This is a genomic window from Micromonospora sp. NPDC049049 (assembly GCF_040649115.1).
In the GTDB taxonomy this organism is placed as follows: domain Bacteria; phylum Actinomycetota; class Actinomycetes; order Mycobacteriales; family Micromonosporaceae; genus Micromonospora.
In genome coordinates, this window is the sequence record NZ_JBEZEX010000010.1 from 83,259 (window position 1) to 100,159 (window position 16,901).

Sequence of the window (16,901 nt, forward strand, 5' to 3'; positions counted from 1 at the left end):
GTGACGTACGCACCGTCCGTCACATCGGCTGCAGCGGCCCCACCCGCACCGGTAGGCTCGGTCCCGGCCGTCACCAGGCGGCGCCCTCCCGGCGCCGGTGGCGGTCGCCGCCTAATCGCCCAACTGGGCGAACCGGGGAACCATGTTCCTGGGGTGTATCCGCGTCAGCGGTAGGGATCTTCCGTCCCGAACCCGTCAGCTAACCCGGTCGGCGGCTGACGGAAGGACATGCGCAGTGGCACCAGCACGACCACCCGCCGCCCGACTGGCGGCCCTGATCGTCGCGATGTTCGCCCTCGGCGTCGCGCTTCCGGCCGGCACCGCCTCGGCCGCTCCCCCGACCGGCCTGCGAGCCGCCGCACCCGACTCCGACGAGGAGGGCGGCACCCCGGCGTTGCGAGCCCAGCTCGATGCGGCCAGCAAGGGCTACCTGGACGCGAAGCGCGCCCTGGACACGTCAGTGCAACGGCAGAAGCAGCTCGGCACCCAGTTGAAGACCATCGAGGTCGAGATCGACCAGCGCAACGGCAAGGTCGGCGAGATCGCCGAGGTCGCCTACCGCACCGGCCGGCTGGGTGCGGTGTCGGCGCTGCTCAACAGCAACACCCCGGAAGGCTTCATGGACCGGGCGGCCGCGCTGGACGCGGTGGCGGCCAACGAGGACCGGGTGCTGCGCGACCTGCTGGACACCAAGGACAAGGCCAACCGCACCCGGGTCGCCCTGGACGGCGAGATCAACGAACAGCGCAAGCAGGTCGCGGTGATGGCCAAGCGCAAGGAGCAGGCCGAACGGGCCCTGAGTGTGGCCACCACGCCCAAGCCGCAGACCACCGCCGACGCCGGCTCCAACCGGGGCACCTCCAGCGCCAACGCGAAGGCCGCACCGCGCAACTCCGACGGCTCCTGGCCCTCCGAGTCGTGCAGCGTCAACGACCCCACGCCGGCCAACGGCTGCATCACCCCGCGCACCCTGCACGCGCTCAACCAGGCCAAGGCCGCGGGATTCACCCGGTACGTCTCGTGCCACCGCCCCAGCGGCTCGGGTGAACACCCGAAGGGCCGGGCCTGCGACTTCGCGGCGCAGAAGAACGGCTTCGGCGGCGACGCCACCGGCGGCGACAAGACGTACGGCAACAACCTGGCCGCGTACTTCATCCGCAACGCGGACCGGCTCGCCGTGCTCTACGTGATCTGGTACAGGCAGATCTGGCTGCCCAGCAGCGGGTGGAAGTCGTACAGCGGGGCGGGCGGCGACCCGTCCAGCGACCACACCAACCACGTACACCTGTCGGTCTACTGACCGACGCGTCGTGATGCCTGTGAGCCACTGGATGGCTCACAGGCATCACGTGCGTCAGGGGCCGGGCTACGTCACCGGGCGTACCCCTGATGTCGTCGCTCGTCGGACGACCCGGCGGTGGCCGGCGGGCAGCATCGCGGTATGCCTCGGATCCGACCCACCACCCGCAAGGCGCTGCTCACCCTGCACCTCGTCACCTCGCTGGGCTGGCTCGGCGCCGACCTGGTGCTGCTCACCCTCGGCGTCGCCGTGCAGCGGGGCGCCGATCCGGCGGTGGTCTATCCGGTCACGGCTCTGGTCGGCACGGTGCTGTTCGCGCCGCTGAGCGTCCTGGTGTGGTTGATCGGAGTCGCCAGCTCGCTGCTCACCCCGTGGGGCCTGCTGCGCCACCGGTGGGTGCTGGTCAAGCTCGTGATCACCACGGTGATGGTCGGGCTGGTGCTGTTCCTGCTCACCCCGAATCTGCGTCACGCCGGAGCGGTCGGCGCCGCCCTGCCCGCCCGCGATCGCGCCGACCTGGTCATCGCGCCGGCGGTGTCGACCAGCCTGATGGTCATCGCGACAGTGCTCTCCACCTACAAGCCGTGGGGCCGACGTCCCACCACCCGCCCGACCCGCAAGAGCGCGCCAACCCCGATCTAACGCGCCCGCCCCGCCCTACGCGCCCGCGATCTTGCACTTACTACGCCGACATATGGGTTCCATCCCACCGATATCGACAGCTGAAACTGCAAGATCGGCGCGCCAGGGGCGCGGCACGGGGTCGGCCACGGGTCGGGACGCGGGTTAGGGGTTAGGGGGCGGGGTGTTGTTGGTGCGGTCCAGGGCGGCGCCCAGCCGGGTGGCCAGGGCGAGGTGAGCGGCCTGGGCCTGGCGGAACGCGTAGCGGAACAGGGGCCTCGGCGCGGTCAGGGTGATCTCGACGTCGACGCGGGTCAGGCCGTCCGGCTCGGCGCGTAGACGGGTGTGGTTCCGCACAGTGGTGGCCGGCCACTGGCGGGCCACCATGACGATCTCGTCGGCCTCGCTGATCAGCACGTCCGCGTGGTAGGTGGTCCGGAAGCGCAGCGGACCGGCCGCCAACCGGTCGTTGATCGTGTAGCTCGCCTGGGCGCCGGGCCGGGGCGGTACCCGGCGGACCTGCACGATCAGCGGATGCAGCTCGCCCTGCCGGGTCAGGTCGCTGAGCAACGCTGCCGCCTCGGCGGGTGAGCACCGGGCCTGGACGGTGTAGCTGAAGGTATCGCTGCTGAGCACACCGTCTCCCGCCGTCGTCTGGTCGCCCGATCGTCCCGTACCGATGTCTGGCTGGCAACGCCCCAGGGACCCTCAGCGCCGCGCCGGACCGGGCCGATGCGACGACCTGCCACCACCTGCGCCATTAAGGTCGGTTAGTACGAAATCTTCCGAAGGTGCCGGAGGGCGGCCAGCATGAACGGCGACGACCGATGAGTGGGCACGTGATGGTCTTCGCGCCCACCCCACAGCTGACGGTGATGGTGGACCAGCCCAACGACCACCCCGAGCTGCATCTGCACCCCGGCGGGCAGGGCGTCTGGCAGGCCCGGATGGTGCTCTCCCTCGGAGTCCACGTGGTGCTCTGCGCCGCCCTCGGCGGTGAGATCGGCCAGGTGCTGGAGCCACTGCTGGTCAGCGAGGGTGTGGACCTCAAGGTGGTGGTCCGTGACTCCGGCAGCGGCGGGTACGTGCACGATCGCCGCGACGGCTCCCGGCAGGAGATCGCCGACGTGCCCGGACAGCCGCTGAGCCGGCACGAGATCGACGAGCTGTACAACCTTGCCCTCGGCGAGGGCTTGCGGGCCTCGGTGAGCATCCTCAGTGGGCCGAACGAACCGTGGCTCGTACCGGCCGACCTGTACCGACGCTTCGCCGCCGACCTCGGCGCGAACGGTGCTCGGGTGGTGGTCGACCTCTCCGGCGATCACCTCGCTTCGGTGCTGGAGAGCGGGGTGTTCTTCCTCAAGGTCAGTCACGAGGAGTTGATCCGCGACGGCCGCGCCCGCAGCGAGGACACCGAGGAGCTGACCCGGGCCATGTACGAGTTGCACGCGGGCGGCGCCGAGACGGTGGTGGTGAGCCGCGCCGACCAGCCGGCGTTGGCGCTCATCGACGGGGAACTGTTCCAGGTCGAGATGCCCCGGCTGGAGGCCGCCGACCCACGGGGCGCGGGCGACTCGATGACGGCCGGAGTGGCCGCCGTCGTGGCCAGGGGCGGCGACATTCGGACCGCCATCCGCACCGGCGCCGCCGCCGGCGCGCTGAACGTGACCCGGCACGGCCTGGGCACCGGGCGGCTGGACTCGATCACCGGCCTGGTGGACCGGGTCCGGCTGGTGCCGGCGGACAGCCGTCAACAGGAGCGGACCACCCCGGACGAGTTGGCCGGCCGGGTGGTCGAGCGATGACCCTGCGGGTGTTGATCACCAACGACGACGGGGTCGCCGCGCCGGGCATCCAGGCGCTGGCCTGGGCAGCCCGGCAGCGGGGCCTGGACGTCGTCGTGGCCGCGCCGATGGAGGAGGCGAGCGGCACCAGTGCCGCGATGAGCGCCGTGGAGCGCGACGGGCGGGTCGTCGTGAACGAGCATCCGCTGCCGGACCTGGCGGGGGTGCCGACGTACGGGGTCGCCGGGTCCCCGGGCTTCATCACGCTGATCGCCCTGCACGGGGCGTTCGGACCACCGCCGTCGGTGGTGCTCTCCGGCGTCAACCGGGGCGCCAACGCCGGCCGGGCGGTGCTGCACTCCGGGACCGTGGGCGCCGCGTTCACCGCCGCCAGCAACGGCTGCCGGGCGATGGCGGTCTCCCTGGACGTGCTCTCCGCCGGCGAGGCGACGGCCGCGAGCGGTGGCGCCGCGGTGGATGCCGCAGCCCGGATACGCGACGCCGAGCGGCACTGGGGCACCGCCGCGCGGGTCGCCCTGGACCTGCTCCCCCGCCTGACCTCCGCGCCCATGGAGAGCGTGCTCAACGTGAACACCCCGGACCTGCCGCACGGGCAGTTGCGCGGGGTGCGGCGCGGCACCCTGGCCAGCTTCGGCCAGGTGCAGATGACGGTGGCCGAATCCGGCCACGGGTTCGTCCGTACCTCGCTGGAGGAGCCGGGGCAGGCCGCACAGCCGGGCACGGACGTGGCGTTGCTGGCCGCTGGGTACGCGTCGGTGACGGCCATCCGAGCGGTCACCGAGGCGACCGACATCGACCTGACCGGTCTGGACGAGCAGCCCTGACGGGGAGACCCGGCGCGCTCAGGCGCCGGGGAGCACCTCGGGGGTGGGAGCAGCGCCGGCGAAGTACGGCTCCGGGGCACCGAAGAGGCCGAGCAGGCCGGTCACCCAGAGCTGCCGGTGCACGAATCGGCTCGGCTGGGTCACCACCAGCTTGACGTCGCTGACCTCGGCTGTCTGGAAGCCGGCGACCATGGCGCTGATGCCGACCGAGTCGATGAAGGTGACCAACCTCATGTTGAGTTCGATGCGCAGGGGGCGGCCCTTGGCCAGCACCTCTGCGATCGCTTCGCGCACCTCGTACGCTGTGTCGACGTCGATCTCACCCCGCGGGGCGATCTCCACGACACCACCGGACAGAACCGACTTCACGATCGACAGGCTCACGCGAGCACCTCCACCCGCCCGTCCCCCGGGCGTCTCATCAGTACGCGGGCCGCGACCGAGAGTATTCCTCTGACGGCCTCGGTCGCCACCCCTCGGGATGAGCAATTCACGGATCCGGGCCCACAAAGCTACCCATATCCGTACTTTTCAGTATCTGATTACTCAAGACTTTTCGTTATCTGACCATCGGCGATCAGTCGGGACCGGCCCGCCGCCGAACCAGGGTAGCGGTCCGGAGCCGGCGCTCCCGACATGCGGCCCATGACCTACGCCCGCCCCGTGTGCCGTCGGCGTGTCGCCCACCGTCGGCCGGCGCGGCCCGCGCCCCCGGTTGCCGACGCGCCCTAGCATCGGCCGGGACACCACCGCTACGGAGAGGATCTTCGATGATCAAGCGACTTGCCGGGCTGGCCGGCGTCGGTGTTCTGCTCGCCCTCGTCCTGGCCTGCGGTTTCGGTGGCGGCGGCGACGATGACGACGATGACGACGACTTCGCCCGAGGTGTCGCCGTGTCAGCCGTGCGCTGATTCGGTGGCGCGCAGGTTCCCGGCGCGCCGGGCTACCGGTGCTGCGTGCAGCTCGGGGTTTGCGTCCGGCTGACCCGGGGCACTGCGGGGTAGGCGACACCGTGACGCGCTGGAAAGACGCCGAAGTCCGAAGTGGCCGGCGGCTTCGGCACCTGAGGAGGTAACCACGATGTTCGGAACCAACCTGCTGGACCGCCGCAGCAAGCCGGAGCGGATCGCGGACCAGGCATGGGAGCACCTGCTCTCAGCGGTCAGCTACGCCGGTGACAGTGTGCGGGACACCGCCCGATCGGCCCGCCAGAACAGCAGCGACCTCGCCGACGGGGCGGGTGACCTGGTGGGCTCCGCCGCCGAGGAGGCGCGACGCCGCGCCTCGCTGGCCTTCGACGCGCTCGCCGGCCGCCAGCCGGCACTGCCCTGGACGCTCCTGATCGGCGCCGCGCTCGTCGGCGCGGCGGTCGGCTGGGCCGTCGGCTCCGCCGCGCGGGCCGCCGGCAGCCGGGACGACACGGTCGACGACGTGGAGTTCGTCGACGTCGACCGCCCCAACTCCCCCGCCGTCTGACCGACAGCACCACCATCGGCCCCGCTCGACCCCGGTCGGGCGGGGCCCGCTGTCATCCGCCCGCTCGGGTGGAACCCGGTCCGCCGGGTGCCGGACCCCTCAGGCGGCCCGGCGGACCGGTGCATGGGTGGTGATCCGGGGTCCCGTCCGGATCACCTGCTCGGTGGTTCGCGCCCGTGCCGACGGCAGGTCTGGGTGGTTGTCGGCGCGGTACTCGGAGGCCGTCGGTCGGTGGCAGGCCGAAGTGGACGTCGGCGCCGGTGGGGGTCGCCGGACTGATCTGCGCAAGGGCGGTTCCTCTCGGGATCGGCCCCGGGGGACGGGGTCGATCACCTGGCTGCCGCCGTGGCCCGGGGGACGAGCACGACGACGAGACGGGTAGAGCTGCCCTGGCTCCACCACCCGACGCGACGGCTCCCGCAATCGAGGAATGCGATTACCGTAACCGAAAGCAGCTCGCTTTGGAAGCGCTCCCATCATCGATGTTCGACGCGCTCCCCCACCCGCCCCGCCCAGGTCGGGCCCCTCCGTCACCCGGTCCGGGCGAGGACGGCTCACCCGGGGCGGCGGCAGGATCGCAGCACGGCGGACCTTCGGCCGCGGCCAGCACCCGGTCCGCCATCGGAACAGCGGAGGAGGGACAGATGGCCATCGCGGAGATCAGTCGTACCGACCAGGACATCCAGTCCGCCGTGCTCGACGAGCTGACCTGGGAACCACGGGTGCAGCCGCACGAGATCGGCGTCACCGTCGCCGAGGGCGTCGTCACCCTGACCGGCCGCGTGGACAGCTACGCCAAGAAGTGGGCCGCCGAACGAGCCACCCACCGGGTCGCCTCGGTCCGGGCGGTCGCGAACGACCTGGCCGTGCAGCTCACCAACGGCACCGAGCGCGCCGACAGCGACCTGGCCGCCGCCGCCAGCCACGGGCTGGAGTGGGACGCGTTCGTACCCATCGAGAAGCTTCAGGTCACCGTCTCCGCCGGCTGGGTGACGCTGCACGGCGACGTCGAGTGGGAGTACCAACGGCGGGCGGCCGAACGCGCTGTGGCCCGGCTGACCGGCGTACGCGGGGTGAGCAACGGCATCACCGTAAGACCGGCCAGCGCGCCGGACGCCCGCAACCTGGCCGACCGGATCGTCGACGCCCTCGCCCGGGCCGGAGCGACCGAGGCCGAACGGATCAACGTCCGGGTGCACGGCGACACCGTGATCCTCGCCGGGTTGGTGCACTCGATGCCCGAACGGGCCGAGGTCGAGCAGGTGGCCTGGTCCGCACCGGGCATCCGGGAGGTGCAGAACCACATCGCGGTCGCCCCGGTGCTGCGCTGAGCGGGCGCTGCGCCCCATTGAGCGGGCGCTGAACGGGCGCGGAACCACCCGGGGCGGGTGAGCCCGTCTCACCCACCCCGGGAGCAGGCTGGTGGCATGAGTGATCCGAACGGGCTGATCCAACCGGGGCGCACCGCACCCGGTTTCACCCTGCCGGCCACCCCGGACGGGGCCCTGCTGGGGCCCGAGCAGTTCCGTGGCCGGCCGGTCGTGCTCGCCTTCTACCCCGCCGACTGGAGCCCGGTCTGCGGTGACCAGATGTCGCTCTACCAGTCGGCGGCACCCGTCTTCGCCCAGTACCAGGCGGTCGTGCTCGGCCTGTCGGTGGACAACATCTGGTCACACCGGGCGTTCGCGGAGAGCCGGGGCATCGAGTTTCCCCTGCTGGCCGACTTCGAGCCCAAGGGCGAGGTGGCCCGCCGCTACGGCGCGTACATGCCCAACGGTGAGGCGGCCCGCGCGCTCGTGGTGCTGGACCCGACGGGGACGGTGACCTGGAGCTACCTGTCGCCGCCCGACGTCAACCCCGGCGCCGACGGAATCTTCGACGCGCTGGACCAACTCGCCGCCGATCGGAAGGTGATGGCCCGATGAGCACGCCACTGCAGGTCACCGCCCGACTTCGAGACCCGGTGACCACCGACGACCACATCCGGGGGCCGGCCGACGCGGCGGTGACCATCGTCGAGTACGGCGACTTCCAGTGCCAGTTCTGCGGTGCCGCGTACCCGAACCTGCACGAGTTGCTGCGGCAGCGGGCCGACACCGTACGGCTGGTCTACCGCTACTTCCCGATCGCCAACGTGCACCCGTACGCCGAACGGGCCGCCGAGACGGCCGAGGCCGCCGGGGTCCGGGGCCGGTTCTGGGAGATGCACGACTGGCTCTACGAGCATCAGGACCAGCTCGACCCGGTGCACCTCTCGCTCGGCGTCGAGCAGGTCGGCTTGCCGCCGGACGAGTTGAACGCCGAGGTGGAGAACCGTGCGCACGCGGACCGGGTGCGTCGGGACTTCGTGGGGGGCATCCGCAGCGGGGTGAACGGCACCCCGACCCTGTTCGTGAACGGCATCAGGCACGACGGCGGGTACGACCTGCCCGACCTGCTGACGGCAGCGGATGCCGCCGCCAACGCCTGACCCGCTCAGATCAGACGCAGCTCGCGCGCCCGCCGGACCGCCTCGCGCCGGCGGGTCGCGTCGAGTTTCCGGTAGATGTTGCGGACGTGGGTCTTGACGGTGTTGACCGAGAGGGACAACTCGGCGGCGATCTCCACGTTGGACAGGATGCTCTGCAGGTAGCGCAGAATGGTCAGCTCCCGTTCGGTGAGCGGCTCGTCGAGCGCGCCCCCCGGCCCGGCGGTCGGCCCGACGGCGCCCTGTCCCGCGCCCCGCACCAGGTCACTGACCAGCGTGAAGTGCGCGGTGCCCGCGTCCAGGTGCGCGGCCAGCAGGTCCCGTACCGGTGGTTCGGCGCGGGTGAAGACCCTGCGGCAGCCCTGCGGGCCGGCCAGGCTCAGCGTCTGCTCCAGGATCCGACCCGCCCGACGCCCGTCCCCGGCCCGCTGGGCCAGCACCGCGTCGAGCAGACCGGCGTCCAGGCGTACCGGTAGCGGCCAGGCCGTGGCGGCCGGCGCCTGCCAGTCCGGCAGGGTCCGCTCGGCGATGGCGGCGTCACCGGCCCGCAGCTGCACCTTCGCCAACGTCACGGCGAGCACCGGGTCGGCCCCCTCGTCGGTGGCGTCGGCCAGCAGGTCGCGGGCGGAGTCCAGGTCGCCCCGCGCGGCCCGCAGTTCGGCCTCGGCGGCCCGCAGCAGGCCGGTCAGCTCATCGGCGGACGGTCGGTCGGCCAGTGCCTCCCGGGCCTGGACGAGCAGCCGCTGGCCGGTCGCCGGGTCGCCGGAGTCGCGGCGTAGCTGTGCCCGGCACAGCGCGGCCACCGCCGCCGCCACCGGCTCGTCGAAGGCACCAGCCAGCCAGTCGCCACCCAGGGAGGGGTCGCCGGTCCAGCCGTGCGTGACGTCGAGCGCCCCGACGGCGAGGGCGAGGTTCGCGGCGGCCTCCTCGGGCTGGTCGCGCAGCAGTGCCACCACGGCGAGAGCCAGGTACGCGTGGCCGCAGTCGAGCCGACAGGACCAGCCCCGACAGGGCGGCATGCCGAGCGCCTCCCTGGCCGCCTGCTCGGCTGCCCGCAGCTCGCCGCGCACCGCGAGCAGCAGCGCGGCGCGGCTTGCGGCGACCAGCTCGGTGCGCGGCCGGCCGGCTTCCCGCGCGGCCGCCCGGGCCCGCACGAACCGGGCGGTGGGCAGCGCCCCGTCGGCCAACTCGACCAGCCCCAGCGCGGTACCGGTGAACGCCCGCAGGTCCAGGTCGTCGGCGGCGCCGCCGCCACCGGCCGTCGGGGCGGAACTGGAAGCCCCCGTCGGCAGCCCGGTGGGCGTGGCGTCCGCCGGGCGGGTGCGCAGCAGGCGAGCGGCGGCGGCCCGGGCCTCGGTGCGGTCGTCGGCGAGCCGGGCCACTGTCAGCTCCAGCGCGGTGACCAACCGCAGGAACCGGTCCCGGCGCGGCACCGGCAGCCCTGCGGCGTGCCCGGCGGCGGCCCGCAGGTGACCGGTGGCGGCCGGCAGGTCACCGGCGTACGCGCGCTCGGCGGCGCAGGCCAGCGCCACCTCCGGGTCGGCCCGGATCACCTCCGCCGGCGGCGGGGTGGGTGCCGGGGCCTGCACCGGGTCCCGGTCGTAGCGGGTCAGCTCCGGCCAGTTCGCGACGAACAGATCACCGGCCAGGTCCCAGCGGCCGGCGGCCAGGGCGTGCCGCAGAGCGTCGGCGGGCCGCCCGTCACCCGCGTACCAGTCGGCGGCCCGGACGTGCAGGTCGCGTAGCTCGTCGACTGGCAACCGGGCGAGGTCGGCGCGGAGCAGCTCGGCGAGCAGGGAGTCGTACCGGTACCAGGGCGGCCGGGTGTCCTCCCGGTGCAGCAGACCACCGGTCCCGGCCAGGTCGGCCAGCACCTGCCCGGCGTCGGCGCGGCCGGTCAGCGCCTCGGCCAGGTCGGCGCAGATGGTGTCGACGACTGCGGTACGGCGCAGCAGCTCCTCCTCGGCCGGGTCGAGGGTCGCCAGCACCTCCTCGCGCAGGTAGCCGGCGATCTCCGGGTGGTCTCCGCCGAACTGCCCCACCCAGCGTTCCGGGTCGGACTGTCCGCGTACCGCGAGGGCGGCGATGCGCAGCGCGGCCGGCCAGCCGCCGGTGCGCTCCCGCAGCCGGCGCACCGCGGTCGCCGGCAGCGCGGCGGCGTGGGCGGTGAGCAGGTCGGCCACCTCGTCGTCGGTGAAGGCCAGCTCGTCCGGGCCGATCTCGGTCAGCTCGCCGGCGAGACGGAGCCGGTGCAGTGGCAGGTGCAGTCCGGCCCGCGCGCCGATCACCAGACGGAGCCGGCGCCCGGCGTGCCGCAGCAGGAACTCCAGGCCGGTCAACGCCGCCGGGTCGGCGACCCGGTGCAGGTCGTCCAGGATCAGCAGCACCGGCCGGTCGGCGGCGGCGAGCATGGCGGCCAGCGCCTCCAGCTGGTCGGGGCGGGGCGGCCGGTCGGGCACCGGGCCGCCCTCCGTCGCCCCGGTCGCCGAACGCAGCGCCGCGGCGAGGTACGCCCAGAGCCGGTCGGAGTCGTCGCCGGCCTCCACCGACATCCACGCCGAGACCGGGACGTCAGCCGACGAGACCGACAGGTCACCGGAGTGCGGCACCGTCCCGCCCGGCTCCACGTCGGGCGGCGCGCCGCCCAGCCGTGTCCAGGACGCGAGCAGGGTGGTCTTGCCCCAGCCGGCGGGAGCGGCGACCAGGGTGACCGGTCCCGCGCTGCCCTCGTCCAACCGGCGCAGCAGGCGGGGCCGGGCGACCACCGGCTCCGGCGGCACGGCCGGCGTCAGCCGGGACGCCAACAGCGGTGGCCCCGATGCCGGTTCGACCCGTACGTGATCCTGTTCCGGCACCCAGCCCCACCCCCACCACGCGCTCCGCCCCCGGTCGGCGAGCGGTTACCCGGCACGGGCCGGTTCACCCCTTCCGGGCGAGCGCGCTTCACCCGGGTGCGACCGACGATCGGGGGACGTGAACCCGGGAGGACGGGTGGTACCGATGCGACGGCTGGTGCGGGCGGGACCCGCCCTCGGTGGGGCGGCGCTGGCCGGGGCGGCGCGGCTGCTGCGCGTACCCCGCCGGGGTGGCCGGCCTGGCGCGGACGGTGACGCCGCTGCACGTGGCCGGCACGGCGCGGACGGCGACGCCGCAGCACGTGGCCGGCACGGCGCGGACGGCGACGCCGAAGCGTCGGCCCGGTGGGAGGTGGTGACCGTCGACCGGCCGCCGGAGCAGGTGCTGCCGGAGGGCCGCTGGCCGGAGCCGCTGCGCCGCCTGGACGGGGCGGTCGAGGTGCGGGTGCGCCCGGCGCCCGGTGACCGGGGCACCGAACTGGCCGCCCGACCGCTGGCCGGCGTCACACCGCCCACCGGGCTCGCCGCGCACGTCGTCGGCGACGACCCGGGTCTGCTGGTCCGCCGTACCCTGCGCCAGATCAAGCAACGGGTGGAGGCCGGTGAGGTGCTCCGCGCGGACCGCTCGGCGCTGGACCGCCCCGAGGTCCCCGGGTGAGAGCGCTCTGTTGGATGGCCGCCGGCGAACTGGCCGTACGCGAGGTCCCCGACCCGGAGCTGCGCAACGAGCGTGACGTCATCGTCCGGGTTCGGCGCAGCGCCACCTGCGGCGGTGACCTGCCGCTGCTGGCCGGCCGGCACCCGCTGCTGCGGCCCGGCGAGGTGCTCGGCGCGGAGTTCCTGGGCGAGGTGGTCGAGGTCGGTCCCGGGGTCCGCCGACACCGCGCCGGCGACCGGGTGGTGGTCGGTGCGAGCGTGGCCTGCGGGGGCTGCTGGTACTGCCGCCAGGGCCTGCACTCCTGCTGCGACAACGCCCACGCCGACCTGCCCAGCGCCGACCCCGACTGGGCCCGCTCCGACGCAGGCTGTTTTGGGCGGCCCCGGGCGGCGGGCGGTTTCACGGGCGGCCACGCCGAGTACGTGCGGGTGCCGTACGCCGATGTGAGCGCCTTCCGGGTGCCGGACGCCGTCGCCGACGACCGGGCGGTGTTCGCGGCGGACGTGGCGCCGACCGGGTGGCTCGCGGCCGAGTTGGGTGCGGTGCGTCCCGGCGACGTGGTGGCGATCTGGGGCGCCGGGGCGGTGGGTCAGTTGACCGCCCGGGCGGCGGTGCTGCGCGGGGCTGCCCGGGTGCTGGTCGTGGACCGGCACGAGCAGCGGCTGCGGATGGCCGAGCGGCACTCCGACGCCGAGCCGCTCGACTACCGCCGGACCGACGTCGCGGCGGAACTGCGCGACCGTAGCGGTGGGCGCGGGCCGGACGTGTGCGTGGTGGCGGTCGGCACGCCGCCGGCCCGGTCGAGGACCGACCGGTTCGGTGGCCAGCACGCCGACCGACCGGACGCGCTACGTGAGGCCGTGCACGCGTGCCGCAAGAGCGGTGTGGTGGTGGTGCTCGGCGCGACGGGCGGGTTCGTCGACGCGTTCCCGCTGGGCGCGCTGACCGAACGGCGGCTCACGCTGCGCGGGGCCGGTCGGCCGGATCTGCGGGACGTGCCGATGCTGCTGGACCGGATGGCCCGCGACGAGCTGCGGACCGAACACCTGGCCACCCACCGGCTGCCGTTGGCGCAGGGCCCCGAGGGGTACGCGCTGTTCCGGGACCGGGCCGACGGCTGCGTACGTGCCGTGTTCACGCCGTGACCGCTTCCTCGTGATCGCTGATCGGCGACCACGAATGGCAGACTCTGAGGATGACTGGCGAGCGAACGTACGACGTGGTGCTGTTCGGAGCGACCGGGTTCACCGGCGGCCTGACTGCCGAATACCTGGCCCGGCACGCGCCGGCCGAACTGCGCTGGGCGTTGGCCGGGCGCAACCCGCAGCGCCTCGCCGCCGTCCGGGACCGGCTCGCCGCGATCAACCCGGGCCTGGCCGACCTGCCGCTGCTCACCGCCGACGTGACCGACGCCGAGTCCCTGCGGGTGGTGGCGGAGAGCGCCCGGGTGGTGGCGAGCACTGTCGGCCCTTACATCCACCACGGGGAGCCGCTGGTCGGGGCGTGCGCCCGGGCCGGCACCGACTACCTGGACATCACCGGGGAGCCGGAGTTCGTCGACCTCATGTACGTGCGTCACCACGCCGAGGCGGCACGCACCGGCGCGCGGCTGGTGCACGCCTGCGGGTTCGACTCCATCCCGCACGACCTGGGCGTCTGGTTCACCGTCAAGCAGCTGCCCACCGACGTCCCGATCACAGTGGACGGGTACGTGCGGGCCGGCGGTCGGTTCTCCGCCGGCACCTACCACTCGGCGCTCACCGCGTTCTCCCGTACCGGGCAGGCCAGCCAGGCCGCCCGGGACCGCCGGGCGGTCGAGCCGCGCCCCACCGACCGGCGCGTCCGGGCGGTGCCCGGCCGGCTGGCCCGCTCGGCGGAGCTGGGCATCTGGACCGTGCCGTTGCCGACCATCGACCCGCAGGTGGTCCGCCGCTCGGCAGCGGCCCGCCCGGAGTACGGCCCGGACTTCCGCTACCGGCACTTCGCCGCCGTGAAGCGGCTGCCCACCGTGCTGGCCGGCGCGGCCGGGTTCGGCGCGCTGATCGGGCTGGTGAAGCTGCCGCCCAGCCGACGCTGGCTGCTCGGCCGGCTCGCGTCGGGGCAGGGGCCCACCGCGGAGCAACGAGCGTCGTCCTGGTTCCGGGTCCGGTTCGTCGGCACCGGCGGCGGGCAGCGGGTGCTTACCGAGGTCGCCGGCGGTGACCCCGGCTACGACGAGACGGCGAAGATGCTCGCCGAGTCGGCGCTGTGCCTGGCGCTCGACGAGCTGCCGTCGACCGCCGGCCAGCTCACCCCGGTCGCCGCGATGGGTGACGCGCTGCTCGACCGGCTCGTCCGGGCCGGCCTCACCTTCCGGGTGCTGGAGCGTTCGGCTTGACCCTCGACCGGGTCGAGGGGGCAGGATGCCCAGCGTGAGTGACCTGCACAGCATCGGCGAGCTGGCCCGAGCCAGCGGCCTGACCGTCAGCGCACTGCGCTTCTACGACTCGGCGGGGGTGCTGGAGCCGACCCTGGTCGACCCGGTGACCGGCTACCGCTGGTACACCGAGGGGCAGATCGCCCCGGCCCGGCTGGTGGCCGGGCTGCGTCGGATCGGCATGCCGGTGCCGGAGATCGCCGCCGCGGTTCGCGCCGAGCCGGCAGCGGTGCACCACCTGCTCGACGCGCACCTGCGTCGGCTGACCGACGGGCTCAGCGACGCCCGCCGCGAGGTCGACCGCCTCCGCGCCCTGGTGGACCCGGCCCCGCCGAGCGCCACCACACTCCTGGTCACCCCCACCGCCCTGGCCGCAGCGCTCGACGCGGTGCGCTTCGCCGTCGGCGTCGACCCGGAGCTGCCGATGCTGGCCGGGGTGCTGTTCGACGTGGAGTCCGACGGCGTCCGGCTCGTCGCCACCGACCGGTACCGGCTCGCGCTGGCTCGGGCCGGGGCCGACGTCGACGGGCCGCCCGTGCGGGTGTTCCTGCCGGTCGCCCTCGTCGACCAGCTCCGGCCGCTGCTCGACACCGGCGACACCTGGCCGGTACGGCTGACAGTGGCGGGCACGGACCTGCGGGTGCGGGTGGCCGACCGCACGCTGACCGCCGCCGCCCTGCCGTACGACTTCCCGGACTACCACCGGCTGTTGCGTAAGTCCGTCGGTGAGCGACCGACCGCGCGCCGGATCCCGGTGGACGTGGCCGCGCTGCGCGCCGCGCTGGCCGACCCGGCGGCACCCACTGTCGCCCTCGACCACGACGGCACGACCCGGCCGGTCACCGTGCTCGGCGTCGACGACCAGGGCGGGCTGCGGCTGCTTCCCGCCGCCGACCTGGGCACCGACGCGCTGCGGGTCGGGGTGGACGGCGGTTACCTGCTGGACGCGCTGAACGCGGCCGGCGCGCCGCAACTGGTGCTGGAGCTGGATGGGCCGATCGCACCGCTGGCCGTACGCCGACCCGATGACGCCGACACCTACTCGGTGCTGATGCCGATCCGGCTGGAGAACCTCCCCGTCCCGGGCCGAGAGGGCCGCGACGGTAGCATCTGATGGTTCACCAGTGAACCCCGGACGGAGGCGTACGGAGCAGCATGCTCGACATGGAGTTGATCCGGAAGGATCGCGAGGCGGTGGCGACCGCGCTGGCGAAGCGTCTGGATCCCGCCGAGGTCACCCGTGCCCTGGACGAGATCCAGCGGCTCGACCAGGAACGCCGCGCCCTGATCACGGAGATCGACGCCGAGCGGCAGCGCCGCAAGGCCGAGGCCCGGGCGTACGCGCTGGCGTTGCGGGCCGGCGAGGAGCCGCAGGCCGCCGCACCGGAGGCGGAGCGTAAGCAGCTCGCCGAGCTGGAGTCCCAGCTGGACGAGGTGCAGGCCCGGCTGCGCGACGCGATGAGTGAGCTGCCCAACCTGCCCAGCGACGACGTCGTGGCCGGCGGCAAGGAAGCCAACCGGGTGGTGAAGACCTTCGGCGAGCCGCCGGTGATCGATAAGGTCCGCGACCACGTGGAGCTGAGCCGCGCGTTGGGCCTGGTCGACTACGAGCGCGGGGTCAAGCTCGGTGGGTCTGGTTTCTGGATCTACACCGGAGTCGGCGCCCGGCTGGAGTGGGCGCTGCTCAACTACTTCGTCGACCAGCACATCAAGGCCGGCTACGAGTTCCTGCTCCCGCCGCACCTGCTGCTGGATTCGGCCGGCTTCGCCGCCGGGCAGTTCCCCAAGTTCTACGACGACGTCTACCACCTGGACTCGGCGTCCGCCCCGCGCGGCCAGTTCCTGCTGCCCACGTCGGAGACGGCGATCCTCGGCGCGTACCAGGACGAGATCCTGGAGACCCCGAAGCTGCCGCTGAAGGCGTTCGCGTACACCCCGTGCTACCGGCGGGAGTCCGCCGGCTCGCACTCGGACGAGCGCGGCACGGTGCGGGGGCACCAGTTCAACAAGGTGGAGATCTTCCAGTTCACCCTGCCGGAGCAGGCCGACGCGGCGCTGGAGGAGATGCTCGCCCATGCCGAGAGCCTGGTCGAAGGGCTGGGACTGCACTACCAGCGCACGCTGCTCTCGGCCGGTGACGCCAGCGCCTCGATGAAGAAGACCCTCGACATCGAGGTGTGGATGCCGAGCACGGGCAAGTACAAGGAGGTGTCGTCGGTCTCCTGGGCCGGCGACTACCAGGCGCGTCGCGCGGCCATCCGTTACCGCGAGCCGGGCGGCAAGCAGACCCGCTTCGTGCACACCCTCAACGGGTCGGCACTGGCCACCAGCCGGCTCTTCCCGGCCATTCTGGAACAGAATCAGCAGGCCGACGGCAGCGTCCTGGTCCCGAAGGTCCTTCAGGACCGCCTGGGCACCGACCGTCTGACCCCTCTGCGCTAGCCGGCCCCCGAAGCGGTCGACGGCGGCGGGGCCGGTG

At 73.6% G+C, this 16,901-nt stretch carries 17 protein-coding genes and 1 riboswitch; of the genes, 14 read left to right on the forward strand and 3 right to left on the reverse strand.

Going from position 1 to position 16,901, the window contains the following annotated elements; translation table 11 throughout:
• Positions 1–98: 98 nt before the first annotated feature.
• A riboswitch (cyclic di-AMP (ydaO/yuaA leader) is annotated at positions 99–230 on the forward strand.
• A 56-nt stretch (positions 231–286) separates the two neighbouring features.
• Both AB0B68_RS13045 and AB0B68_RS13050 read left to right on the forward strand, forming a co-directional pair.
• Positions 287–1,300: a hypothetical protein gene (locus AB0B68_RS13045; protein ID WP_357201130.1), complete on the forward strand. Its 1,014-nt coding sequence runs from the start codon at positions 287–289 to the stop codon at positions 1,298–1,300.
• A 141-nt stretch (positions 1,301–1,441) separates the two neighbouring features.
• Positions 1,442–1,942 (forward strand): hypothetical protein, encoded by a 501-nt coding sequence (locus AB0B68_RS13050; protein ID WP_357201077.1) that lies wholly within the window; start codon positions 1,442–1,444, stop codon positions 1,940–1,942.
• A 144-nt stretch (positions 1,943–2,086) separates the two neighbouring features.
• Here the strand turns inward: AB0B68_RS13050 and AB0B68_RS13055 are convergent, their stop codons facing one another.
• Entirely contained in the window at positions 2,087–2,557 is a 471-nt protein-coding gene (locus AB0B68_RS13055; protein WP_357259938.1) for an SRPBCC family protein, read from the reverse strand.
• Between the two features lie 191 nt (positions 2,558–2,748).
• On the opposite strand from AB0B68_RS13055, the gene AB0B68_RS13060 reads away from it, so the two are divergent.
• Both AB0B68_RS13060 and AB0B68_RS13065 read left to right on the forward strand, forming a co-directional pair.
• On the forward strand, positions 2,749–3,726 hold the full coding sequence (locus AB0B68_RS13060; RefSeq protein WP_357259941.1) for a PfkB family carbohydrate kinase: 978 nt from the start codon (positions 2,749–2,751) through the stop codon (positions 3,724–3,726).
• On the forward strand, positions 3,723–4,550 hold the full coding sequence (locus AB0B68_RS13065) for a 5'/3'-nucleotidase SurE (RefSeq protein ID WP_357201067.1): 828 nt from the start codon (positions 3,723–3,725) through the stop codon (positions 4,548–4,550). Before AB0B68_RS13060 ends, AB0B68_RS13065 begins: the two co-directional genes overlap by 4 nt.
• 18 nt (positions 4,551–4,568) lie before the next feature.
• On the opposite strand, the gene AB0B68_RS13070 is transcribed toward AB0B68_RS13065, so the two are convergent.
• Positions 4,569–4,934 (reverse strand): STAS domain-containing protein, encoded by a 366-nt coding sequence (locus tag AB0B68_RS13070; protein WP_357201064.1) that lies wholly within the window; start codon positions 4,932–4,934, stop codon positions 4,569–4,571.
• A 386-nt stretch (positions 4,935–5,320) separates the two neighbouring features.
• Between AB0B68_RS13070 and AB0B68_RS13075 the strand changes: the two genes are divergently transcribed.
• From AB0B68_RS13075 to AB0B68_RS13095, 5 genes are all read left to right on the forward strand, one after another.
• Complete coding sequence (locus AB0B68_RS13075; RefSeq protein WP_167457621.1) at positions 5,321–5,461, forward strand: hypothetical protein; 141 nt, start codon at positions 5,321–5,323, stop codon at positions 5,459–5,461.
• A 169-nt stretch (positions 5,462–5,630) separates the two neighbouring features.
• Positions 5,631–6,026 carry a hypothetical protein gene (locus AB0B68_RS13080; RefSeq protein WP_355008803.1) on the forward strand — a complete coding sequence of 132 codons (396 nt, stop codon included), beginning with the start codon at positions 5,631–5,633 and terminating at the stop codon, positions 6,024–6,026.
• Between the two features lie 644 nt (positions 6,027–6,670).
• Positions 6,671–7,357 (forward strand): BON domain-containing protein, encoded by a 687-nt coding sequence (locus AB0B68_RS13085; protein WP_357206953.1) that lies wholly within the window; start codon positions 6,671–6,673, stop codon positions 7,355–7,357.
• Between the two features lie 96 nt (positions 7,358–7,453).
• Entirely contained in the window at positions 7,454–7,951 is a 498-nt protein-coding gene (locus tag AB0B68_RS13090) for a redoxin domain-containing protein (protein ID WP_357259945.1), read from the forward strand.
• On the forward strand, positions 7,948–8,496 hold the full coding sequence (locus AB0B68_RS13095; RefSeq protein ID WP_091409221.1) for a DsbA family protein: 549 nt from the start codon (positions 7,948–7,950) through the stop codon (positions 8,494–8,496). The genes AB0B68_RS13090 and AB0B68_RS13095 overlap by 4 nt, the downstream gene beginning before the upstream one ends.
• A gap of 5 nt (positions 8,497–8,501) precedes the next feature.
• Here AB0B68_RS13095 and AB0B68_RS13100 read toward each other — a convergent pair whose 3' ends face one another.
• Positions 8,502–11,348 carry a LuxR C-terminal-related transcriptional regulator gene (locus tag AB0B68_RS13100; RefSeq protein ID WP_357259948.1) on the reverse strand — a complete coding sequence of 949 codons (2,847 nt, stop codon included), beginning with the start codon at positions 11,346–11,348 and terminating at the stop codon, positions 8,502–8,504.
• Positions 11,349–11,484: 136 nt separating this feature from the next.
• Here AB0B68_RS13100 and AB0B68_RS13105 point away from each other — a divergent pair, with 136 nt between their 5' ends.
• Genes AB0B68_RS13105 through serS form a run of 5 tightly spaced genes read left to right on the forward strand, consistent with a single transcriptional unit; the run spans position 11,485 to position 16,864 of the window.
• Positions 11,485–12,006, forward strand: coding sequence for a hypothetical protein (locus AB0B68_RS13105; protein ID WP_357259951.1), 522 nt, complete (start codon positions 11,485–11,487; stop codon positions 12,004–12,006).
• Positions 12,003–13,151 (forward strand): alcohol dehydrogenase catalytic domain-containing protein, encoded by a 1,149-nt coding sequence (locus AB0B68_RS13110; RefSeq protein WP_357259954.1) that lies wholly within the window; start codon positions 12,003–12,005, stop codon positions 13,149–13,151. Before AB0B68_RS13105 ends, AB0B68_RS13110 begins: the two co-directional genes overlap by 4 nt.
• Positions 13,152–13,201: 50 nt before the next feature.
• Positions 13,202–14,383, forward strand: a complete 1,182-nt coding sequence (locus AB0B68_RS13115) for a saccharopine dehydrogenase NADP-binding domain-containing protein (protein WP_357259957.1) — start codon at positions 13,202–13,204, stop codon at positions 14,381–14,383.
• A 25-nt stretch (positions 14,384–14,408) separates the two neighbouring features.
• Positions 14,409–15,536: a MerR family transcriptional regulator gene (locus tag AB0B68_RS13120; RefSeq protein WP_357259960.1), complete on the forward strand. Its 1,128-nt coding sequence runs from the start codon at positions 14,409–14,411 to the stop codon at positions 15,534–15,536.
• 41 nt (positions 15,537–15,577) lie between these two features.
• Positions 15,578–16,864 carry a serine--tRNA ligase gene (serS, locus tag AB0B68_RS13125; protein ID WP_357259963.1) on the forward strand — a complete coding sequence of 429 codons (1,287 nt, stop codon included), beginning with the start codon at positions 15,578–15,580 and terminating at the stop codon, positions 16,862–16,864.
• The last annotated feature ends 37 nt before the right edge of the window (positions 16,865–16,901 follow it).

What these genes read in the sequence shown, in the direction of transcription:
- AB0B68_RS13045 (WP_357201130.1), top strand. Translation starts at nt 287, where the DNA reads ATGTTCGCCCTCGGCGTCGCGCTTCCGGCCGGCACCGCCTCGGCCGCT.
- AB0B68_RS13050 (WP_357201077.1), top strand. Translation starts at nt 1,442, where the DNA reads ATGCCTCGGATCCGACCCACCACCCGCAAGGCGCTGCTCACCCTGCAC.
- AB0B68_RS13060 (WP_357259941.1), top strand. Translation starts at nt 2,749, where the DNA reads ATGAGTGGGCACGTGATGGTCTTCGCGCCCACCCCACAGCTGACGGTG.
- AB0B68_RS13065 (WP_357201067.1), top strand. Translation starts at nt 3,723, where the DNA reads ATGACCCTGCGGGTGTTGATCACCAACGACGACGGGGTCGCCGCGCCG.
- AB0B68_RS13075 (WP_167457621.1), top strand. Translation starts at nt 5,321, where the DNA reads ATGATCAAGCGACTTGCCGGGCTGGCCGGCGTCGGTGTTCTGCTCGCC.
- AB0B68_RS13080 (WP_355008803.1), top strand. Translation starts at nt 5,631, where the DNA reads ATGTTCGGAACCAACCTGCTGGACCGCCGCAGCAAGCCGGAGCGGATC.
- AB0B68_RS13085 (WP_357206953.1), top strand. Translation starts at nt 6,671, where the DNA reads ATGGCCATCGCGGAGATCAGTCGTACCGACCAGGACATCCAGTCCGCC.
- AB0B68_RS13090 (WP_357259945.1), top strand. Translation starts at nt 7,454, where the DNA reads ATGAGTGATCCGAACGGGCTGATCCAACCGGGGCGCACCGCACCCGGT.
- AB0B68_RS13095 (WP_091409221.1), top strand. Translation starts at nt 7,948, where the DNA reads ATGAGCACGCCACTGCAGGTCACCGCCCGACTTCGAGACCCGGTGACC.
- AB0B68_RS13115 (WP_357259957.1), top strand. Translation starts at nt 13,202, where the DNA reads ATGACTGGCGAGCGAACGTACGACGTGGTGCTGTTCGGAGCGACCGGG.
- AB0B68_RS13120 (WP_357259960.1), top strand. Translation starts at nt 14,409, where the DNA reads ATGCCCAGCGTGAGTGACCTGCACAGCATCGGCGAGCTGGCCCGAGCC.
- serS (WP_357259963.1), top strand. Translation starts at nt 15,578, where the DNA reads ATGCTCGACATGGAGTTGATCCGGAAGGATCGCGAGGCGGTGGCGACC.